The 22,308-nt window shown below is 71.9% G+C and carries 13 protein-coding genes and 2 pseudogenes; 11 read left to right on the plus strand and 4 right to left on the minus strand.

The window, feature by feature from the left end; translation table 11 throughout:
• The first annotated feature begins 125 nt into the window (after window positions 1-125).
• A complete protein-coding gene (locus tag QSK45_RS12620; protein WP_285556178.1) occupies window positions 126-1,091 on the plus strand; it encodes an EamA family transporter in 966 nt (321 codons plus the stop codon).
• A 26-nt stretch (window positions 1,092-1,117) separates the two neighbouring features.
• Entirely contained in the window at window positions 1,118-4,930 is a 3,813-nt protein-coding gene (locus QSK45_RS12625) for an amino acid adenylation domain-containing protein (protein ID WP_285556337.1), read from the plus strand.
• Window positions 4,931-5,244: 314 nt separating this feature from the next.
• On the opposite strand, the gene QSK45_RS12630 is transcribed toward QSK45_RS12625, so the two are convergent.
• A complete protein-coding gene (locus QSK45_RS12630; RefSeq protein ID WP_285556180.1) occupies window positions 5,245-5,496 on the minus strand; it encodes a hypothetical protein in 252 nt (83 codons plus the stop codon).
• A gap of 247 nt (window positions 5,497-5,743) precedes the next feature.
• Window positions 5,744-6,106: a DUF488 domain-containing protein gene (locus QSK45_RS12635; protein ID WP_285556181.1), complete on the minus strand. Its 363-nt coding sequence runs from the start codon at window positions 6,104-6,106 to the stop codon at window positions 5,744-5,746.
• Window positions 6,107-6,289: 183 nt separating this feature from the next.
• Between QSK45_RS12635 and QSK45_RS12640 the strand changes: the two genes are divergently transcribed.
• From QSK45_RS12640 to QSK45_RS12650, 3 genes are all read left to right on the plus strand, one after another.
• Window positions 6,290-7,084: a uracil-DNA glycosylase gene (locus QSK45_RS12640; RefSeq protein ID WP_285556183.1), complete on the plus strand. Its 795-nt coding sequence runs from the start codon at window positions 6,290-6,292 to the stop codon at window positions 7,082-7,084.
• A gap of 129 nt (window positions 7,085-7,213) precedes the next feature.
• Window positions 7,214-8,014, plus strand: a complete 801-nt coding sequence (locus QSK45_RS12645; protein WP_285556185.1) for an aminoglycoside phosphotransferase family protein — start codon at window positions 7,214-7,216, stop codon at window positions 8,012-8,014.
• 136 nt (window positions 8,015-8,150) lie between these two features.
• Complete coding sequence (locus QSK45_RS12650) at window positions 8,151-9,953, plus strand: thiamine pyrophosphate-requiring protein (RefSeq protein ID WP_285556187.1); 1,803 nt, start codon at window positions 8,151-8,153, stop codon at window positions 9,951-9,953.
• A 666-nt stretch (window positions 9,954-10,619) separates the two neighbouring features.
• Here QSK45_RS12650 and QSK45_RS12655 read toward each other — a convergent pair.
• Window positions 10,620-12,401, minus strand: a complete 1,782-nt coding sequence (locus tag QSK45_RS12655; RefSeq protein ID WP_285556189.1) for a glycoside hydrolase family 15 protein — start codon at window positions 12,399-12,401, stop codon at window positions 10,620-10,622.
• Between the two features lie 315 nt (window positions 12,402-12,716).
• Here QSK45_RS12655 and QSK45_RS38475 point away from each other — a divergent pair.
• From QSK45_RS38475 to QSK45_RS12680, 5 genes and pseudogenes are all read left to right on the plus strand, one after another.
• Window positions 12,717-13,391 (plus strand): annotated as a pseudogene (locus QSK45_RS38475) (sigma-70 family RNA polymerase sigma factor); the annotation flags it as partial.
• Between the two features lie 421 nt (window positions 13,392-13,812).
• Window positions 13,813-15,612, plus strand: coding sequence for a thiamine pyrophosphate-requiring protein (locus tag QSK45_RS12665; RefSeq protein ID WP_285556193.1), 1,800 nt, complete (start codon window positions 13,813-13,815; stop codon window positions 15,610-15,612).
• A complete protein-coding gene (locus tag QSK45_RS12670) occupies window positions 15,609-16,763 on the plus strand; it encodes an enolase C-terminal domain-like protein (protein WP_285556195.1) in 1,155 nt (384 codons plus the stop codon). The genes QSK45_RS12665 and QSK45_RS12670 overlap by 4 nt, the downstream gene beginning before the upstream one ends.
• A 29-nt stretch (window positions 16,764-16,792) precedes the next feature.
• Window positions 16,793-19,945 (plus strand): FAD-binding and (Fe-S)-binding domain-containing protein, encoded by a 3,153-nt coding sequence (locus QSK45_RS12675; RefSeq protein ID WP_285556197.1) that lies wholly within the window; start codon window positions 16,793-16,795, stop codon window positions 19,943-19,945.
• Between the two features lie 51 nt (window positions 19,946-19,996).
• Window positions 19,997-20,648 (plus strand): annotated as a pseudogene (locus tag QSK45_RS12680) (IS5/IS1182 family transposase); the annotation flags it as partial.
• Window positions 20,649-20,655: 7 nt separating this feature from the next.
• On the opposite strand, the gene QSK45_RS12685 reads toward QSK45_RS12680, so the two are convergent.
• Entirely contained in the window at window positions 20,656-21,369 is a 714-nt protein-coding gene (locus QSK45_RS12685; protein ID WP_285556199.1) for an SDR family oxidoreductase, read from the minus strand.
• Between the two features lie 74 nt (window positions 21,370-21,443).
• Here QSK45_RS12685 and QSK45_RS12690 point away from each other — a divergent pair, with 74 nt between their 5' ends.
• Window positions 21,444-22,259: a helix-turn-helix transcriptional regulator gene (locus QSK45_RS12690; protein ID WP_285556201.1), complete on the plus strand. Its 816-nt coding sequence runs from the start codon at window positions 21,444-21,446 to the stop codon at window positions 22,257-22,259.
• The last annotated feature ends 49 nt before the right edge of the window (window positions 22,260-22,308 follow it).

Below are 22,308 nucleotides of genomic sequence, written 5' to 3' on the forward strand. Positions count from 1 at the left end.
GCCGCCCGCGGCTGCCCCGACTTCGCCGAATCCACCGACACGGCCGGCCCTCCCGCCGGGCGGGCGACGCCCGCCCGGCAGGCCGACGAAGCACCCCTTTCCCCGAACGTACAGGCGGTTCACCCATGCCTTCTGCCCGCGCGTCCTTACCGGCCTCCGGACTGACACGGACCTTCGACACCTTGCTCACGGCGCTGGCCCCGGCGGTGTGGGGGAGCACCTACCTGGTCACGACGGAACTGCTGCCGCCCGGCAGACCACTACTGGCCTCCACCCTGCGGGCGCTGCCCGCAGGGCTGGTGCTGCTCGCGATCGGCCGCAAGCTGCCGCGCGGCGCGTGGTGGTGGCGGGCCGGGGCGCTGGGGGCACTGAACATAGGCGTTTTCTTCTACCTGTTGTTCGTGGCCGCCTACCACCTGCCCGGTGGAGTGGCGGCACTGGTCGTCGCCGTCCAGCCCACGGTCGTACTGCTCCTCGGCGCCGCGCTGCTGAAGGAGCCCATCCGCCCGGCGCAGCTGACCGCCTGTCTGCTCGGCGTGGCAGGCGTGGCACTGCTCGCCCTCACTCCGCAGTCCGGCGTCGACCTGGTCGGCATCGCCGCCGGCCTGGCCGCCGCCGTCAGCATGGCCGCGGGCATCGTGCTCACCAAACGCTGGGGGCGGCCCGAGGGCGTGGGTGTGCTGACGTTCACCGGCTGGCAGCTCACGGCCGGCGGCCTGCTGCTCGCCCCCGTCACGCTGGCCGCCGAAGGTGTGCCCCCCCACGTCACCGCCGCCAACCTCGGGGGCTTCGCCTACCTGAGTGTGATCGGGGCACTGCTCGCCTACGCGGTCTGGTTCCGCGGCATCGGCCGGCTGCCGGCACTCGCCGTGTCGATCCTGGGCTTCGCCAGTCCGCTCGCCGCGACGGTGCTCGGCTATCTCGTCCTCGGCCAGGGACTGTCACCGCTCCAACTCACCGGCGCCGCAGCGGTGATCACCGCCGTCGCGCTGGTCCAGATCTCGCAGCCGCGACGCGCCGGGAAGCAGGCCGGCGGCTCGTCACCGGAGTCGACTCACCACCACGCACTCGCAGGCAAGGGGAAACCGTGACCACAGCACAGCCCACCGCACGTTCCATGACCCGCGTCCACGGCCTACGCCCGGGCGGAAGCCTGCCCGGTCTGTTGCGGGAGCAGGCCGCGGCGCGGCCCGATGGCACGGCGGTCACCAGCGGCACCGACACCATCACCTACCGGGAGTTGGAAGCCGCCGCCGCCCGGCTGGCCGGCCGGCTGAACGCGCTCGGCGCGGTCCGCGACCACTGCGTCGGCCTGTACACCGAACCGTCCCTCGACCTGATCACCGGCGCCTGGGGCATCCTCTTCGCGGGCGCCGCCTACCTGCCGCTGTCCCCGGAGTACCCCGAGGAGCGGCTGCGCTACATGATCGAGGACAGCGGTACCCGCGTCATCGTCACCCAGGAGCATCTCGCCGCCCGCCTGCGGTCGCTGGCCCCCCGGGACACCCGCATCGTCACGCTCGCCGACACCGACCCGTTTCCGCCCGCCAGACCGTCGGCGCCGGCACCTGGCGATCTCGCCTACGTCATCTACACCTCCGGCAGTACCGGCCGGCCCAAGGGTGTACTGATCGAGCACCGCTCCATCCTCTCCCAGATGCGGTGGATGCAGATGTGCGGGCACCTCTCCGCGAGCACCACCGTGCTCCAGAAGACACCGGCGAGTTTCGACGCCGCGCAGTGGGAGATCCTCGCTCCGGCCGTCGGAGCCCATGTGGTGATGGCCGGGCCCGGCGGTTACCGCGACCCCGAGGCGCTGATCGACGCGATCGTCCGCCACGAGGTGACCACGTTGCAGTGCGTGCCCACACTGCTGCAGGCGCTGCTGGACACCGAGCGGTTCACCTCGTGCACCACGCTGCGCCGCGTGTTCTCCGGCGGCGAGGCGCTGTCCCGACAGCTGGCCCGTACCCTTCTCGACGAGGTCCCCTGGGTGTCCCTGGTCAACCTGTACGGTCCGACCGAGTGCACCATCAACGCCACCGCCCACCTGGTCGACGTCGAGACGCTGCCCGAGGGCGCCGGATCGGTGTCCATCGGGGTGCCGGTCGACAACACCCCCTGCTACATCCTCGACGAGAACCGGGCGCCGGTGGACATCGGGGAGACGGGTGAGCTCTACATCGGCGGCGTCCAGCTGGCCCGCGGCTACCTGGGCCGCCCCGAGCAGACGAAGGAGCGGTTCGTCCCCTCCCCGTTCGTGCCGACCGAACGGCTGTACCGGACCGGCGACCTCGCGTACTGGAACCCCGACGGCACGATCCAGTTCGTCGGCCGCGCCGACAACCAGATCAAGCTGCGCGGCTACCGCGTCGAACTGGACGAGATCGCCCTGGCCATCGAGGAGCACACCTGGGTGCGCCGCGCCGCCGCGATCACCGCCGAGGACCCGCGCACCGGCTCCACCAACCTGCTGGCCTGTGTCGAGCTGAACCCCAGGGAAGCGGCCCTGATGGACCAGGGCAACGCCGGCGCGCACCACCAGTCCAAGGCCAGCAAGCTCCAGGTGCGGGCACAGCTGTCGAACCCCGGCCTCCGCGACGCGCACGAACTCGTCGGCAGGCGGGTCGTGCCCCTGCCCGGCCGGCAGGAGACCGCTCGGCAGCGACGCGAGACGTTCGCCCGCAAGACGTATCGTTTCTTCGACGGCGGCCAGGTCGCCCGCGACGACATCGTCGCCCTGCTGGCCGCGCGACCGGCGGACGCTCACTCCCGCGACCTCGCGGACCTCACTCTCGACGAACTCGGCCGACTTCTGCGTTGGTTCGGCCAGTTCCACAGCGAGGAACGGCTGCTGCCTAAGTACTCCTACGCCTCACCCGGCGCCCTGTACGCCACGCAGCTCTACCTGGAGACCAGCGGCCTGGACGGCCTGGACGCCGGTGTGTACTACCACCACCCCGCCGACCACACCCTGGTCCGGATCGCCGACGCCCCGAAGGACGCCGAAGCGACGCTGCGGGTGCACTTCATCGGCAAGAAACGGGCCATCGAGCCTGTCTACAAGAACAACATCCGCGAGGTGCTGGAGTTCGAGACCGGGCACATGCTCGGCGTCTTCGAGGAGATCCTGCCCGAGTACGGCCTCATGATCCGCCCGGCCGCTCACCGGCCCGCTGTCATGGACCGACTGGACGTCGCCGCCGAGGACTACTACCTGGGCACCTTCACCATCGACCGCAACGACGGCCGGCCCCCGCACGACCCCACCGAGATCTACGTGCAGGCCCACCCGGGCCGCGTCCTCGGACTGCCGGCCGGCCAGTACCGGTGGACCGGCGACGACCTCGAACGCATCTCGGACGCCCTCGTCCTGCCCAAACACGTGATCGCCATCAACCAGCAGGTGTACGAGCGGTCGAGCTTCGGCATCACCGCCGTCAGCCGCGCGGCCGACGAGTGGCTGGAGTACATCACCCTGGGCACGAGGCTGCACCACCTCCAGCGCAACGCGCTCGCCCTGGGCTTCATGTCGTCCGGTTACAGTTCCAAGACCGGCCATCCGCTGCCCGCCGCGACGCGCGTGGACGACATCCTCTCCTCCTGCGCGATACCCACCGGCCCGTCGTACTTCTTCCTCGGTGGCAAGGTCAGCCAGGAGCAGATCGGCAGCGAGGGGATGAACGAGGACACCGTGCACATGAAGGGCCCGGCCGAGTTGATCCGGGACGACCTGTCCGAACGGCTGCCGGACTACATGATCCCGAACCGCGTCCTGGTGCTCGACCGGCTGCCGCTCACCGCCAACGGAAAGGTCGACGTCAAGGCCCTGGCCGCCGCCGAGCAGGTGCGGTCCGCGGACACCGGCAGGCCCTACGTCGCCCCCACCACTGCGGCGGAGCGATGGCTGACCGAGGCCTGGGCGAAGGCACTGAAGTACGACGAGGTGTCCGTCGAGGACGACTTCTTCGCCTGCGGCGGCAACTCGCTGATCGCGGTCGCGCTCGTCAACCGGGTCAACCGCGAGTTCGGCCTGCGCCTGCCGCTTCAGGTCGTCTTCGAACACCCGAAGCTCGCCGACCTCGCCGCCCGCATCGAGGACGACGGCGCCGCACCCTCCTCACGACTCGTCCCGCTGCACACGCGGGGCACCGGCCGCCCGCTGTTCTGCTGGCCCGGCCTCGGCGGCTACCCGATGAACCTGCGCCTGCTGGCCCGCGAGGCCGGCGACGGACGGCCCTTCTTCGGCATCCAGGCGCACGGCATCAACACCGATGAGACGCCGTACCCGACGATCCGCGAGATGGCCGCCGCCGACGTGGCCGAGATCCTGCGCACCCAGCCCGAGGGCCCGTACAGCCTCTGGGGCTACTCCTTCGGCGCCCGCGTCGCCTTCGAGGCCGCCTGGCAGCTGGAGCAGTCCGGCCGCCAGGTCGACCACCTCCTGCTGATCTGCCCCGGCAACCCCGAAGTCCGTGGCGAGGGCGCGGAGCGCTTCGGCCGCGAGGCGACCTACCGCAACCCCGTGTACGTCGCGATCCTGTACTCGGTCTTCACCGGCACGGTCGGCGGTCCGGATGTGGACGCCTGCCTCGCGGCCACGCGGGACGAGGACAGCTTCGTGGGCTTCGTCCACGACCGACTGCCCGAGCTCGACCAGCAGTTGATCCGTCGCATCACCCGTATCGTGGCGGAGACCTACGAATTCGAGTACACCTTCCGCGAGCTCACGGAACGCCGTCTGAACGCCCCGGTGACCGTCTTCAAGGCCGCCGGCGACGACTACTCGTTCATCGAGGCCCACTCCGACTACTCCACCACTCCTGCGACGGTCGTCGAACTGACGGGTGACCACTACAGCGTCCTGAAGCAACAGGGCGTCGCGGAACTGGCCGCGGCGATCGCCACCCGGCTGGGCGGCCGCCGGTAGGAGCCGGACCCGCCACCGCGCGTCCTCGCCACCCGCGGCGGCGGGCATCCGGCTCCCTTCGGACAGCGCGTGTCTCGCCGGGGCGCCGGGCGCCGAGGTGCTCCACGACCCGTTCAGCCGCGCTCGCTGGGGCTGCGTCGCAGGGAGTCGAACGTCGGATCACCCACCGACCGGTGTGACGCGCCGCGGAGGCGTTGCGTGCGGGAGTCCGGCCGATCCCGTCGGCAGACCGAGGGAGCGGCCGGACTCCGCGGCGCGGTATCAGAGGAGCGCGGTCCACTGGCGGCGACGGCCATGGAACGCGTCGCCCGCCGTCAGGCCGATGCCCGGTCCGGCCCCGGCGCACGGTTCGTCGCCGTCCCTTTTCCCGGCGTGGGCTGGAGCGAGGCCGCCGCGGCGTCGTCCAACGGTTCGGAGAGTGAGCCGAGGCGTTGGACGACGGCTCCCTCGACGCCGGGAGACCGCCGCCGCTCGTCGTCGGCCTGGTCGCCGCCCTCGCCGGCGCCGTATGCGGCGTCCTGGCCACCCGTGGGGGACGGCGCCGAGGCGGCGCTTCCACTCAGCACCGTGGCCATGATCACTCTGCCCGGCGACAGCTCCCGCTTCGACCACGCGGGCCTCGCCCCTGGCCGTGGCTCCCACCGGGTCCGAGCGGCTCGGACACACCGCCGCTCACATCCACGGCGTCGAAGCTGATGCGCATGGTCGATCGAGGCCACCTCCCGGCATGGCGCGGCGCGAAGCGCGCACCCCCGTGCCCGCCACCCACGACCGAAGTCCGCAGCCGTGCCGTCCTGGGCGTCGACGCGCCGGTCAGTGCTTCTTGGCCAGCCACTCGGCCAAGACGGCGGCCTGGCTGTGGTCCACATCCCGGGTGGCGGTCAGCAGCGTCAGCCTGTCGTGCGCGGCGATGTCCCGCAGACGCTCCGCGGCCTGCCGGTGTCCCGCGTCGCGCAGTTCGGACAGATAGCGGCGGCGGAACTCGGTGAAACGGCTGGGTTCGTGGGCGTACCACTTGCGCAGATCGCTGGACGGAGCGACGTCGCGCAGCCACTCGTCCAGGTGCGCTTCCTCCTTGCGCATGCCCCGCGGCCAGACACGGTCGACCAGGACACGCCTGCCGTCGGCAGGAGAGGTCTCTTCGTAGACTCGCCGGTAGGTGATCTGCTTGACCATGACGGCACCTTCCGAACCAGATCGGCCGCCCCGGCCCGGAGCCGGTGGACGGCTCGTACCGCACTGCGTACGGATGTGTCTTGCCGTGCCCAGTCTATCGGCGAACCCCCGCGAGCCGGTCGAACATCCGCCGTGAGCGCCCGGCCCCGCTCGGGTGCGATCATGAAGAGGAGGAGGCCGAACATGCGCGGCAGCCGCCAGACGACGCAGAAGCCCGATTTCCCCGCTCGCGCCGCTCCGCGAGGAGGCTCGCTGCGCCGACTCGACGAGATGATCACGACCTGCCGGGCCTGCCCGCGCCTGGTGGCCTGGCGGGAGGAGGCCGCGCGGGTCAAGCGCAGGGCGTTTCGGGAGTGGGAGTACTGGGCGCGTCCGGTGCCCGGATTCGGCCCGTCGGACGCACCGCTGGCGATCGTGGGTCTGGCGCCGGCCGCGCACGGCGGGAACCGCACGGGGCGCATCTTCACCGGTGACCCTTCCGGCGACGCGCTGTACGCCGCCTTGCACGACGTCGGGCTGGCCTCCCGGCCGACCGCCACCCACCGCGGCGACGGGCTGGAGCTGTACGGAGTGCGGATCACGGTGCCGGTGCACTGCGCCCCGCCGGACAACCGGCCCACCACCGGTGAACGGGACACCTGCCGGCCGTGGCTCGCCCGCGAGCTGCAACTGCTGAGGCCCACCCTGCGGGCGATCGTGGTGCTCGGCGCGTTCGCCTGGCAGGCGCTGCCGCCGGTTCTCGCGGAAGCGGGATGGCGTCTGCCTCGCCCGCGCCCGGTCTTCGGACACGGAACCGAGGTTCTGCTCGCCCCCGCCGGCGACGGACGGCCGCTGCGCCTGGTCGGCGGCTACCACCCCAGCCGACGCAACATGTCCACCCGCACCCTCACCCCCGCCATGCTCCGCGACGTGCTGCGCCGCGGTGCCGAGGCCGGCGGGCTCCTGACTTCGCCGCACCATGGCGGGCCGGGCGCGTGAAGACGACACCGTCGCGGCTCGTGATCGGGGCTGGACCGGAGGCCACTGGCGCGTGAGCCGTGGGCGCTCTTCTGCGCCGAGTGCGCGGCCCGCCCCGCGCGGGGTCGATCCGGCGATAGCGTGATCCTGATGACGGCTGAAGACGAGGCGCTGGTCGGCGGGATGGCGAACGCGGGGGCGGTCTTCCGCCGGGGCGCGTTGGTGGAGCGCCCGGCACCGCACAACGCGGGCGCCCTGCACGCCTACCTCCTTGCGCTGGAGGAGCACGGCTTCGACGCGGCACCGGCCCCTGTCGGACTCACCGCGGATGGCCGCGAGCAGCTGACCTTCATCCCCGGCGACGTGGCTCTGCCGCCGTTCCCGGACTGGGCGATGACGCAGACTGCCCTTGAGTCGGTGGGGAGCCTGCTGCGGCGCCTGCACGAGACCAGCGCGGCCGTCGCGTTCGACACTGATGCCGAGTGGCCCCGGGACCTGGCCGACCCGGAGGGGGGAACGATGCTGTGCCACAACGACGTGTGCCCGGACAACGTCGTCTTCCGCGACGGCCGTGCCGCTGCCCTGATCGATTTCGACCTGGCGGCCCCGGGCCGTCCCCTCTGGGACATCGCCATGACCGCCCGCTACTGGGTGCCCATGCTCGATCCCCGATCCGCGGCCGCTCTCTACCCCTTCGGGCTGGACGCGCCCGCACGGCTGCGGGTCCTTGCCGACAGCTATGGCCTCTCGGCCGGGGACCGCGCCGAGTTGCCCGGTGTCATCGAGCGGGCGACGGAGGTCTGCCGGGCCTTCGTCACCCACCGCGTGACCGATGGCGACCCCGTCCATCTCCGGGCGCTGGCCGAGCGTGGTGGATGGGAACGCTGGGACCGTACGCGGACATGGCTGGTGGACCACCGCGGGACGTTCACGGCTGCCCTGCTGAGCTGACCGGACGTTTCGCCGAGCCGCGGGTCCGGTTCCCGGGCCGCTCCGCGGGCGGGGTCACCGGCGCGGGTGGTTTGCGTCCGAGGCGTCGAGGCAACCCCCAGGGCCGACCTACCGCGAACCCGGCTCAGGAGCCCCCATGACCCAAGTCGCCGACTACGTTCTGCAACGCCTCACCGAATGGGGCGTCCGACGGGTGTACGGCTACCCCGGAGACGGCATCAACGGGCTGCTCGGCGCCTTCGACCGCGCCCAGGGCACCCCGGAATTCATCCAGACGCGGCACGAGGAGATGGCCGCGTTCATGGCGTGCGCGCACGCCAAGTTCACCGGCGAGGCGGGCTGCTGCACGGCCACCTCGGGGCCCGGCGCCATCCATCTGCTCAACGGGTTGTACGACGCCAAGCTGGACCACCAGCCCGTGGTCGCCGTGGTCGGCCAGCAGAAACGGCTCTCCCTCGGCACCCACTACCAGCAGGAAGTGGATCTGGAGCGTCTCTTCGCGGACGTCTCCGAGTTCTGCCAGATGATCGTGCACCCGGGGCAGGCCCGGCATGTCATCGACCGGGCCTTCAAGACCGCTCTGACCACCCGCGGCGTCGCGACGATCATCATTCCGAGCGATGTGCAGGAGGAGGCCGCCCAGCCGTCGCCGCCGAAGACGCACGGTTCGGTCTTCTCCAGCGTCGGCTGGAGCCGGCCCCGCGTTCTCCCCGACCCCGACGAGCTGCGGAAGGCCGCCGATGTCCTCAACGAGGGCTCCAAGGTCGCGATGCTGGTGGGGCAGGGCGCGGCCAAGGCCCAGCAAGAGGTCGTCGAGGTCGCGGAGCTGCTGGGCGCCGGTGTCGCCAAGGCGCTGCTGGGCCGCGAGGTGCTGCCGGACGACCTGCCGTTCGTGACGGGCCCGATCGGCCTGCTGGGCAGCAAGGCCAGCGACGACATGATCCAGCACTGCGACACCCTGCTCATGGTGGGCACGAGCTTCCCCTACTCCGAGTGGCTGCCGGACGAAGGGCAGGCGCGTGGTGTCGAGATCGACATCGACGGCCGGATGATCGGCATCCGCTACCCCATGGACGCCCATCTCGTCGGCGACTCCAAGGAGACGCTCCGCGCGCTCATCCCCCTCCTGCGGCGCAAGGAGGACCGCGGGTGGCGCGAGCGGATCGAGAAGGACGTCCGCGAATGGAACGACCTGTGCGACCGCTGGGCCGGCCGGCACTTCGAGGACACGATCAACCCCCAGGCCGTGGCCGCCGAGCTGTCGTCCCGGCTTCCCGACGAGTGCGTCCTCACGGCGGACTCGGGTTCGGGCACGAACTGGTGGGCGCGGCACCTCAAGCTCCGCCAGGGGATGCGGGCGTCGCTGTCGGGGACGTTGGCGACGATGGGCCCGGGGACGCCGTACGCGATCGCGGCACGCTTCGCCTACCCGGACCGGCCGGTGATCGCGTTCGTCGGTGACGGGGCGTTCCAGATGAACGGCATGAACGAGATGATCACGGTGAAGCGGTACCTGGACCGGCTCTCCGGCCCGGCGCCGTTCATTTTCTGCGTGTTCAACAACCAGGACCTCAACCAGGTCACGTGGGAGCAGCGCGCGATGGCCGGCGACCCCAAGTACCCCGCTTCGCAGGAGATCCCCGACGTGCCGTACGCGGCCTACGCGCAGCTGCTCGGCCTGAAGGGCATCTTCTGCGACGACCCGGACGAGGTCGGCAAGGCGTGGGACGACGCGCTGGCCTCGGACGTACCGGTGGTGCTGGAGTTCAAGGTCGACAACGAGATCGCACCGATCCCGCCGCGCGTCGTGAAGGCCCAGGGCAAGAAGGCGGCCATGGCGGCGCTGCACGATCCGGAGAAGGCGGGCATCACCGCCAAGGGCGTACGGCAGAAGATCACCGAGTACGCCGAGCACCTTCCCGGCCGAGGGGAGAAGTGAGCGGCCCGCGGCAGAGCGGCGGCGTGCGGGACCGTCAGGCGGTGCTCGCCACCGGTGCGAGCGCCGGGTCGGCCGCGCCGCCGCCTGCGCGGGAGGTGCGCGGTGCCGCCGTAGCCCTGCCCCGCCCGCCGGCAGGAGGGCCTGGAACAGGCCGTGCACGACGTCCGCACGGCCGGCGGACAGGCACCGCCCTACGCCGTCGGCGGCGCGCAGCAGACGGAGGAACAGCTCGGGCCGATCGACCTACGGGTGAAGGCCGCGTTCGCCACGGTGTTCCCCCGCCGCGGACATCCGCCCCGAGGAGCAGCCGCCCCGCGACCGGGACGAGCGTGCGGGGCGGTTCGGTCCTGGCCTGCCGCGGCGTGCCGTCGCCGGCGGTCTTCCGCGGGGCCGAGGCCGCGATCCGGGTTCTCACCGACTCCCCGCGCCGCGAGCCGGTGCACGACGGCGGCGCCGTGCGGGCGACCACGGCACGTCCGCACGTCTGCCCGGGGCGCGGGCACGTCGCGACTCGACACGGCCGCCACCCCGCTCGGGCAGCGGTTCGCCGCGGGCCCGCTCGACCGGTGTCCGGCGAGCCCGGCTGCGGCTTCCGGGCAGACGGACGAACCCCTCGACCCCGCTCACGCGCGGTGCCGCCGCGGGCACGGCGCCCGCGGCCCCGGCTCAGCGGGGCAGGGTCGACGCGTCGTTGAGGCGCACGGCGCACTCCAGCAGAAGGGCGTGGACGAACGCCTGGGGCAGATTGCCGCGCAGTTGGCGCTGACGTACGTCGTACTCCTCCGCGAACAGGCCGGACGGCCCGCAGGCGGCCCGGGTCCGTTCGAACCAGCGCAGCGCGCCGGCCCGGTCGCCGAGGCGGTCGGTGGCCAGCGCCATGGTGAACCCGCAGAACAGGAACGCCCCCTCGGCCTCGCCCAGGGGCACACCCGGGCGACGGAAGCGGTAGAGGTAGCCGTCCTCGGCCAGCTCTTCCTCGACGAAACGGCGGGTGACCGCGCTGCTCGGGTCGTCGGCGGACGGGCAGCCGCGGCCGAGCGGCGTCAGCAGCGCGGCCTCCGGCCCATCGTCGTCGGCGGCTCGGCGCCAGCGGCCGTCGGAGCGCAGACAACGGCGCCGGGTCTCCGCGAGGACGGCCTCGGCGAGGTCGGCGCTGGTCTGCCCGGTCCGTCCCTTGAACGCCCCGGCCACCCGGCGCAGACCGCAGACGACACTCAGCCGGGACTGGGTCCACCACCGGTCCTCCAGCTCCCACAGCCCCGCGTCGGGGCGCCTCCAGTTGCGTTCCACCGCGTCGACCGCGACGGCGACCGCCCGCTCGGCGTCGCGGGTGAGCCGGTCGTGGTGCGCCGCGGCGGCGAACAGCTGGAGCGCCTCCCCGAACGCGTCGAGCTGGAACTGCCGGGCCGCATGGTTACCGACCCGGTCGTTGCCTCCCGGATAGCCGGGGAAGGGCAGGCCGCGCTCCTGCGGGACCCGTCCGCCGCCGACGTCGTACGCGGGGTGCAAGCCCTCGCCGTCGGCCAGGATGCGTTCGGCGGTGAAGCGCACCGCGGAGTCCAGCAGCTCGTGCGGGCCGTGGGCGGCGACCGCGAGGCCCGCGTAGCTCTGGTCGCGGATCCAGGCGAAGCGGTAGTCGTAGTTCCGGCCGGTGTTCGCGCGTTCCGGCAGGGAGGTGGTGGCGGCGGCGACCATGCCGCCGGACGAACTCGTCAGGCCGCGAAGGACGGCATAGGCGTGCCGGGCGTCGCGCGGCGCGGCCAGCCCGGAGCAGTCGGGCACCGTCCGCCGCCAGGCGTCCTCCGTCTCCTCCCACAGCTGATCCGGCTCCAGGCGTTCGGTGTGCTCCCGCTCCGACAGCTCCAGGACGACGTCGTGCCGCTCGCCCTCGCCCAGGCGGAACTCCCCGCGCAGCACGGACCCGGGGTGCCACGCGGCTTCGTGGGCGCCGACGAGCCGCAGCCTCAGACCGTCGGCGTCCCCGGTCCACACGCCGTCCACCAGGCGCGGGTCGCGGACCCGGCCCGCGGCGAAGCCGGGCCGCAGGTCGAGGGCCAGCCGCAGCCGTGCCTCACCGTGTTCGACGCGCATCCGGCGCAGCAGCACGAGCCGGTCCACCGGGGCCGGCATCGCCAGAGCGTCGCGGCACTCGATCACGGCGTCGGCGGTCACCCAGCGACTGACCCGGACGAGCGTGCCGTCCTCGTAGTAGCCACCCCACACGTGCCACCGGTCCACCGGTTCGACGCCGAAGTATCCGCCGCCTCCGATCAGGGCGGAGAACACGGCGTCGCTGTGCCAGCGTGGGGCGCACAGCCAGACGATCCGCCCCTCCGGATCCACCACGGCGCCGCGTTCGCCGTCGGCGAGGACCCCGTACTCCCGCAGCACCCACGGCGGGCAGACGCCGTCCGCCGGCTCTGCCCGTTTGCCGGCTCTGTCATCCATGGCACCGGGGTTTCCCGGCTGCCTCGCCGGGAAACGAGGCGCGCGTCGGGCGGTCAGTCGGTGCCGGGTGCCGAGGTGGCCGGTGCCGGGCTGTCTCCTCGGGCGACCGGGTGAATGACCTCGACCCGCCACATGAAACAGGAATCACCCGTTCCGATCGTGTGTCCACCCGAAGTCGTCGCCGAGCGGGTGATCTCTGCCTACGCCGGAGGAATCGGGAAACCCATGGTGCAGCCAGTAAGCCCCTCCAGCGCAGAGGCTCACATGAACCCCCCGACCACCCTCCGCCCGCCGGGGAAGCACGAGACCGACGGGATGCTCACCTCCCGGCGAATCGACGAGATCGTCGGGCGGATCAGCAGGCACCTTCCGGGGCGTGAGCGGGACGAGGCAAGGGAGCGGGCCATCCGCGCCCTGATCCCCGTGGCCCGCCGGATCGCCGCCAAGTACCGCAACACCGGCGTCGAGGAGCAGGACGACCTCTTCCAGGTGGCCTGCGTGGGTCTGGTCAAGGCGGTCGACGGCTACGACCCCGGCCACGGACACGCGTTTCTGTCGTACGCGGTGCCGACGATCACCGGCGAGCTGAAACGCCATTTCAGGGACCGGACCGGACTCGTGCGACTGCCCCGGGCCGTGCAGGAGGTCAGGCGCCAGGTGCGGCGCGTGCGGCGGGAGCTCGAACAGACAGGTGGCGGCCGCCCGCCCACGCTCGGGGAGATCGCCCGCGCCTGCGGTCTGTCCGAGGAGGCGGTGGCCGAGGCCATGCGCTCCGAGGACGCCGTACGGCCCCGCTCGCTCGACGCGCCAGGGGCCCAGCCCGCGGTCGGAGAGGTCTTCGGCGACCGGGACGCGCGGATCGAGACCGTCGCCGAGCGACTGGAGCTCGCCGACGCGTTGAGGCGGTTCCCGGAGCGGGAGCGTCGCATCCTGGTCCTGCGCTTCTTCCACGACCGGACACAACAGCAGATCGCGGCCGCGGTGGGCATCTCCCAGATGCATGTGTCGCGGCTGCTCACCCGATGCCTGGTCCAGCTGCGGGAGATGCTCGGGCACCTCGATCCCTCACACCTCGCCGGGGGCCGAGCCGGCATGGAGGCGGCGGTGGAGGGTGCCGGGCGCGATCCCGCGCGGGCCGGTCGCGGCCAGTCCCGCTTTCGGGGCAAGGATCCCGCCCCCGAACACGGCGGGGTCCGGAGGCGGCGGAGCGCGGCCCCACGGCGCCGCGCAACGGGCTCCGGGGGGACTGTCCGCCTCGGACGCCGTGCCTCTGTCGGGCGGCGCGCGGCAGAGCCACCCGGACGAGCACCGCGTCGACCGGACAGGGGAGCCGTGCCGCCGATCGTTTACGCGATGCCGCCGCAGGTCACCTCATGCCGATGGCACAGGTGCGCATCCGAGGGAGCACGACATGACGCTGGTGGCCGACTACGTACTGCAACGCCTGCGGGAGTGGGGGATCGAGCGGGTCTACGGCTATCCCGGGGACGGGATCAACGGGCTGCTCGGCGCCTTCGACCGAGCGAAAGGGGAGCCGGAGTTCATCCAGACGCGGCACGAGGAGATGGCCGCGTTCATGGCGTGCGCGCACGCGAAGTTCACCGGCGAGGTGGGCTGCTGCGCGGCGACCTCGGGCCCCGGTGCCGTACACCTGCTGAACGGGTTGTACGACGCGAAGCTGGACCACCAGCCGGTGGTCGCCGTGGTCGGTCAGCAGAAGCGGCTTTCCCTCGGCGCGCACTACCAGCAGGAGATCCCCCTCGCGCAGCTCTTCGCGGATGTCTCCGAGTTCTGCCAGATGATCACGCATCCCGGGCAGGCCCGGCATGTCATCGACCGGGCCTTCAAGACCGCTCTGACCACCCGCGGCGTCGCGACGATCATCATTCCGAGCGATGTGCAGGAGGAGGACGCCCAGCCCTCGCCGCCGAAGACGCACGGGTCGGTGTTCTCCAGCGTCGGCTGGAGCCGCCCGCGGCTGCTGCCCGACCCGGACGAGCTGCGCAAGGCGGCGGACGTCCTCAACGCCGGGACGAAGGTCGCCATGATCGTCGGCCAGGGTGCGGCGCATGCGGAGGGCGAGCTCGTCGAGACGGCCGAGCTGCTGGGCGCCGGCGTGGCCAAGGCGCTGCTGGGCCGCGAGGTGCTGCCGGACGACCTGCCGTTCGTGACGGGCCCGATCGGCCTGCTGGGCAGCAAGGCCAGCGACGACATGATCCAGCACTGCGACACCCTGCTCATGGTGGGCACGAGCTTCCCCTACTCCGAGTGGCTGCCGGACGAAGGGCAGGCGCGTGGTGTCGAGATCGACATCGACGGCCGGATGATCGGCATCCGCTACCCCATGGACGCCCATCTCGTCGGCGACTCCAGAGAGACCCTCAAGGCGCTGTTGCCCTTGCTCGAACGCAAGGAGGACCGCAGTTGGCGCGAGCGGATCGAGAAGGACGTCCGCGAATGGAACGCGATCTGTGCGAAGAGGGCCGGCCAGCACTTCGGCGGCACCGTCAATCCGCAGGCGGTCGCCGCCGAGCTGTCGTCCCGGCTTCCGGACGAGTGCGTCCTCACGGCGGACTCGGGTTCGGGCACGAACTGGTGGGCGCGGCACCTGAAGCTGCGCAAGGGGATGCGGGCGTCGCTGTCGGGGACGTTGGCGACGATGGGACCGGGGACGCCGTACGCGATCGCGGCACGCTTCGCCTACCCGGACCGGCCGGTGATCGCGTTCGTCGGTGACGGGGCGTTCCAGATGAACGGCATGGCCGAGATGATCACGGTGAAGCGGTACCTGGACCGGCTCTCCGGCCCGGCACCGTTCGTCTTCTGCGTGTTCAACAACCAGGACCTCAACCAGGTCACGTGGGAGCAGCGCGCGATGGCCGGCGACCCCAAGTACCCCGCTTCGCAGGAGATCCCCGACGTGCCCTACGCCAAGTACGCGCAGATGCTGGGCCTGAAGGGCATCTACTGCGACAAGCCGAAGAAGGTCGGCAAGGCGTGGGACGAGGCACTGGCCTCGGACGTACCGGTGGTGCTGGAGTTCAAGGTCGACCAGGAGATCGCGCCCATCCCGCCGCACATCATGCTCGCCCAGGGCAAGAAGGCGGCCAAGGCGGCCGTCCGCGACCCGGAGCGGGTGGGCATCGCCGCCAAGGGCGTACGGCAGAAGCTGACCGAGGTCGCCGAGCACCTGCCGGGACGGCGTTCATGAGCGGCGTGGAGACCGGTGCCGGACCGGATCCGGTGGCATGCCGGATCGACGCGGTGGACGTGCACGCCTTCGAGGTGCCGACCGACGGTCCGGACGGCAAGGAACAGGACGGCACCCTGGAGTGGGACTCCACCACCATGGTCCTCGTCCAGGTGCACGCCGGCGATCGCAGCGGCCTCGGCTACACCTACGGGGACGTTTCCGTCGCCTCGTTCGTCGATTCCGAACTCGCGCCGCTGATCACCGGACAGTCCGTCGCGGCACCGTCGGCCCTGTGGGAGCTGATGGGGCGGCGGATCCGCAACGCCGGTCGCCCCGGCGTCGGTGCCATGGCGGTCTCCGCGGTGGACGTGGCGCTGTGGGACCTCAAGGCCCGGCTCCTCGGCCTGCCGCTGGTCCGACTGCTTCCGGCGTACCACGACCGGGTGCCGGTGTACGGCAGCGGCGGCTTCACGAACTACTCCCTGGACCGCCTCATCGACCAGCTCACCGGCTGGGTGGAGCAGGGCATCCCGCGCGTCAAGCTGAAGACCTCCCGGGACCCCCAGGGCGACCCGCGACGCCTGACGGCAGTCCGCAAGGCCGTCGGTGACGAGCCGGAGATCTTCACCGACGCCAACGGGGCGCTGGGCCGCAAACAGGCACTGTACTGGGCCCGTCGGTTCCACGAGGACTGGGACGTGCGGTGGTTCGAGGAGCCGGTCGGCTCCGCGGACCTGGAGGGGCTGCGCCTGCTGTGCGAGCGGGGACCCGCCCGGCTGGAGATCGCGGCCGGTGAGTACGCCTACACCACGCGGGACTTCGTCAACCTTGTCGAAGGCCCCGCCGTGGACTGCCTCCAGGCCGATGTCACCCGCTGCGGAGGCATCACCGGTGTCCTGGAGGCGGGCGGCCTCGCGGCGGCCCATCACCTGGACCTGTCCGCCCACTGCGCGCCGGCCGTCTCGGCCCACGCGTTCTGCGCCGTGCGCCGGCTGCGGCACCTGGAGTACTTCCACGACCACGTGCGGTTCGAGCAGCTGCTGTTCGACGGCACGCTGTCACCCGACGGCGGGGTCCTGCGCCCGGACACCTCACGGCCCGGTCTCGGCCTGGAGGTCAAGTGGCCCGACGCCGAGCGCTACCGCGTCTACGGAACACCGACTGCCTGACCACGCCGGCCGAAGGAGAGTTGACACCGATGGCGAAGCCACCCCGCCGGACGACCCGCGAGATCCCGGCCAAGACCCACCCGCGGATCCCCGGGGCCCCACGGGCCCGCGAGACGCTCGACATCGGCGGGCTGGAGCGGGCGCTGCACAGGGCCGTAGAGGGTGAGGTGCGCTTCGACGCCGCCTCGTTGGGCCTGTACGCCCAGGACGCCTCCAACTTCCGCCAGGTGCCAATCGGCGTCGTCGTCCCGCGCACCCTGGACGACGTGGTCGCCGTGCACAGGGTGTGCCACGGGTTCGGCGCCCCGATCCTCAACCGGGGCGGCGGGACGAGCCTGTCCGGGGAGACCGTGAACGAGGCCGTGGTGATCGACCACTCCAAGTACCTCGACCGGATCGGGAAGATCGATGCCGGTCGTCGGCTGGTCACCTGCGAACCGGGCGTGATCAACGAGGAGTTGAACCGGCACACGGGCAAGTACGGCCTGGTCTTCGGGCCCGACCCCTCCACGCACTCCCGTTGTCTGATCGGCGGCAACATCGGCAACAACTCCTGCGGCATCCACTCGGTGCAGTCGCAGCTGTACGGGCCCGGCCCGCGCACCAGCGACAACGTGCACGCCCTGGAGATCGTCACGTACGACGGCGCCCGCTTCTGGGTGGGGGTGAACGAGGAGGAGCAGCTCGACTCGATCATCGCCGCGGGCGGCCGCAAGGGCGAGATCTACGCGGCCCTGCGGGACCTGCGCGACAAGTACGCCGACGCCATCCGGGCCGGATTCCGCCCGGCCGGGCAGGTGCCGCGCCGAGTCTCCGGCTACAACCTGGACGAACTCCTGCCCGAGCGCGGCTTCAACGTCGCCCGCGCCCTGGTCGGCACCGAGAGCACCTGTGCCACCGTCCTGCGGGCGGTCCTCATGCTCACCCCGGCCCTGCCGCAACGCACCACCGTCGTCGTGGAGTACGGCGACCTCGCCGACGCCGCCGAGCACTGCGAGGAGATCGTCGAGCGCTTCCGGCCCATCGGTCTGGAGGCGCTGGACGACGAACTCATCCGCGACCAGCAACTGCAGAACATGAACGTGGAGGACATCAAGGAGCTGCCCCACCCCGGCGGCGGAGCATGGCTCGTGGTGCAGTTCGGCGCGGACACGGCCGAGGAGTCCGTCACGACGGCGCACGCCTTCGCCGACTGGCTCACCGGCGCCAAGGGATACGAACGGGACCGGATCCGGATCGCCGAGAGCAAGCAGGAGGGCGGCACCAGCGAGCACCTCTGGGCGATCCGGGAGAGCGGCCTCGGCTCGACCGCCTTCCCGCCCGACGGCAAGGACCACTGGCCCGGCTGGGAGGACTCCGCCGTGCCCCCGGACCGGCTCGGCGAGTACGTCCGCGGCCTGCGCGAGGTGATGGACCGGCACGGCATCACCGGCGCCATGTACGGCCACTTCGGCCAGGGCTGCATCCACTGCCGGCTCAGCTTCGACCTGCGGACCGCCGAAGGCATCGCCACTTACCGCGCGTTCCTGGAGGACGCCGCCGACCTGTGCGTGTCCCTGGGCGGCTCGGTCTCCGGGGAACACGGCGACGGACAGCAGCGCGCCGAACTGCTGGAGAAGCAGTTCGGACCCGAACTCGTGCAGGCCATGCGCGACTTCAAGGCGATCTGGGACCCGCAGTGGAAGATGAACCCGGGCAAGGTCGTCGACGCCTACCGCCTGGACGAGAACCTCAAGCTCGGCACCGACTACAACCCGCCGCGCCATCCGTTGAAGTTCGCCTACGAGGAGGACGGCGGCGACTTCGCCCACGCCACCCTTCGCTGCGTCGGGATCGGCAAGTGCCGCGTCCCGCGGGCCGAGACGACGATGTGCCCGAGCTACCAGGTCACCCGCGAGGAGAAGCACACCACCCGCGGCCGGGCCCGCCTGCTCTACGAGATGCTGAAGGGGGAAGTGATCACCGACGGCTGGCGGTCCAAGGAGGTGTACGAGGCCCTTGACCTGTGCCTCGCCTGCAAGGGCTGCACCAACGACTGCCCCGTCAACGTCGACATGCCGACCTACAAGGCGGAGTTCCTCTACCACCACTTCAAGTCGCCGGACCGCCGGCGCCCCCGCTACGCCTACGCCTTCGGCTTCATCGACCAGGCGGCCAGGATCGCCTCCCGCGTTCCCACGGTGGCCAACCTCGTCACCCATACGCCCGGAATCGCGCGCCTCGCCAAGCTCGTGGCGGGCATCGACCATCGCCGTCCGCTGCCCCGCTTCGCGCCCATGACCCTGCAGGAGTGGTTCTCCCGCCGGGGCGGCACGGCCAACCCCGACGGCCGCCCGGTCGTGCTGTTCCCCGACACCTTCAACAACCACTTCCACACCAACGTCGGGGTGGCCTGCGTGGAGGCGATCGAGGCCGCGGGCTGGCGGGTGATCATGCCGGAGCAGCACATCTGCTGCGGCCGGCCGCTGTACGACTACGGCTTCCTGGACGCCGCGGAGCGCTACCTCCACCGCGTCCTCGACGTCCTGCGCCCCCATCTGCGCGCCGGCACCCCCATCGTCGGCATGGAACCGAGCTGCCTCGCCGTCTTCAAGGACGAGCTGACCAAACTGCTCCCGCACGACGACGACGCCAAACGCCTGACCAAGAACGCCCACCACTTCCCGGAGTTCTTCCGGGCCTTCGGCATCGAACCGCCCCGGCTCGACGGCACGGCGCTGCTCTGGGGCCACTGCCACCACCGTGCGACCGGCGGCATGAGCCCGGAGCAGGAGCTCCTGGAGAAGATGGGCCTCAAGGTGCGGAACCTCCAGGGCGGCTGCTGCGGTCTCGCGGGCTCCTGGGGTTTCGAGGCCGGCAAGTACGAGATCTCCATGGCCTGCGGTGAACAGGCACTCCTGCCCGCGGTACGCGACGCGGCCGAGGACCGCCTGGTGGTGGCCGACGGCTTCTCCTGCCGGACCCAGATCGAGGACGCCCGCACCGGACGGCAGGCCCTGCACGTCGCCGAGGTGATGAAACTCGCCCGCGACAAGGGCAGGCAGGCGGTGACCCGAATCCCGGAAAGGAGCGCCGCGGCCCGGCCCGAGCCCCCTTCGCGCGATCGGATCCTCACGACCGCGGCCGTGGCCGTGGCCGGTGCGGCGGTGACCGCGGCGGTCGCCCACCGCGTACGGCGCTGAGGCGAGGGCGCTGCACCGGCGCCAGCAAGATCAAGGCGATGCGTCAACGCTGTGCCCATGCTTCCGCCATGGCCGGCTGACCCGCGCTGGGACCGGCGCTGCTGCCCGAGCGCCCTACGGTCGGTATGTGCCACCCGCTGGAGGTGCCACCGCCGCCGATCGGCGACCGGATCGCGTCCGAGAAACCGCCGCATTTCCCGCGGTTCGGCTGCTCCTGCCTGGCGGTCGCCAGGCAGGAGCAGCCGGAGCGGCCACCGTCCCCGATCGCCGCGACGCGTGGATCGGGCTCGGCGTCTTCGCCCGGCTCCAGCGGATCGCGCCGGAGTCCTGCGACCGGATCGTCGGGCTTGTGCTGGACCAGGTCGCCGTCGACGGCTCCGTCACCCGGGCCCCCGTCGGCGGCGAGGTCGCCGGGCGCCGGCTACGACTCGGACAGGACCCGCGCCGAACCCGCCGCCCGCGACCCGCACGGCCGCGTCCCCCACCAGGAGGAGAAGGCGCCGATCCGGGCGAGCGGCCATGGCGTGATCGGCGCACGCACGCCTGACAGAACGCCTTTCCCGGCCTTGCCCGCTGCTACGAGCGCCGCGCGACCGTCGTCAGCCCCCTCTTCGGCCTCGCGGACACGATCACCACCGTCCGCGACCTGATCCGCCGAGCCTGGAGCACCCACCGCCGGGACGAGCGCCCCAGGCGACGCCCCTCACTGATCACCAGGGCACGGGCGTTGCGTCCCAGGAGAAGAAGCCACCGGTCGGGCCGTCGTCCGGCAGCAGGGCCAGGCGCAGGGCGCCCCGGGCGGCCTCGGCCGGGTCGCCGCCGGCGGCGGCCCCGGGGGTGAGATCGGTGGCCCGCAGGCCAGGGGCGAGCGCGTTCACCTTGAAGCCCTCCTCGGCCAGCGTCTGGGCGTAGAAAACGGTGAGGGCGTTGAGGGCGGCCTTGGAGGACCGGTAGGCGGCGGCGCCACCGCTTCCCGGGGTGAACTGGGGGTTGGGGTTCGTGCTCCAGGCCAGCGATGCCGTACCGCTGGAGACGTTGACGATGCGCGGGTGCGGCGACCGGCGCAGGGCGGGCAGGAAGGCATTGGTCACCTCCACCACCCCGAACACGTTGGTCTCGTAGGTGCGCCGGAACTCCTCGGCGTCGGATTCGGCCGGCGGGGCGGGGGAGAGTGAGACCCCGGCGTTGTTCACCAGCACGTCCAGGCGGTCCACCTGGGCCGCGGCCCTTGCGATGCCGTCGGGATCCGTCACGTCGAGGACCAGCGGGCGGGCGCCGGCGCCGATCTCCTCTACGGCCCGCTGCCCCCGACCGGCGTCGCGGGCGCCCACGTACACGGTGAGACCCTCGGCGGCGAGCAGGCGGGCGATGTGCTTGCCGATGCCCTTGTTGGCACCGGTGACCAGAGCTGTGCGATCGTTCATGGCGACTACGGTTCCCTGGTCGTGGGCGCCCTGCCAGGGACAGCCTGTACCAGGCAGTGGGGAGGCGAGGCGGCGTGGCACGGCAGGAACTGGCTCACTACCTGCGGGACCGCCGGGCGGCCCTGCGTCCGTCCGAGGCCGGCCTGACGGCGACGGGCACCGCTCGCCGTACACCGGGCCTGCGCCGCGAAGAGGTGGCCGAACTCGCCCATATGTCGGTCGACTACTACACACGTCTGGAGCAGGCCCGGGGACCGAGGCCATCGGCCCGGATCCTGGACGCCCTGGCCCAGGCACTGCGGCTCACCCCGGCCGAGCGCAGCCACCTGTTCCGCCTGGCGGGATCGAGCGCGCCGCCCGGCACCAGCGTCGTGCGGCGGGTACGCCCGCACGTGGCCCGGATGCTGGAGCGGCTGCCGGAGACCGGCGCCATCGTCACCGACGCGGCCTACGGCGTCATCGCCTGCAACCCCCTGGCCCAGGCACTGCTCGGCGGCGACCTCGCGGACGGGGCGGCGAATCTGGCCCGGCGCCGCTTCCTGGGCCAAGGACGGACGCACGAGAGTTCCGGCACCGAGGAGTTCGGGTACATCGTGGTGGCGCGGCTGCGCCGGGCCGCCGACCGCTACCCGCACGACCCGCGGTTGACCGCCCTGCTGACTGAACTGCACGCCGGCAGCGAGGAGTTCCGGCGGATCTGGGCCACACGTCCCATCCACGCTCCCGGGCACCGCACCAAGACCCTCCACCATCCCGAGACCGGCGCACTGCGGTTGAACTGCGACGTCCTGCTCGTACCCGAGGACGACCAGGAAGTCGTCCTGATCACGGCCGACCCGGGGTCGCCCACCGCACGGGCCCTGCACAGGCTGGCCGGGCAGACGGCCTGAGACAGAAGCACGGCGCGGCTCTCCCCGGCGGTCACGGACGTCGCAGCCA

This window comes from Streptomyces hygroscopicus subsp. hygroscopicus, assembly GCF_030269125.1.
Lineage (GTDB): Bacteria > Actinomycetota > Actinomycetes > Streptomycetales > Streptomycetaceae > Streptomyces > Streptomyces hygroscopicus_C.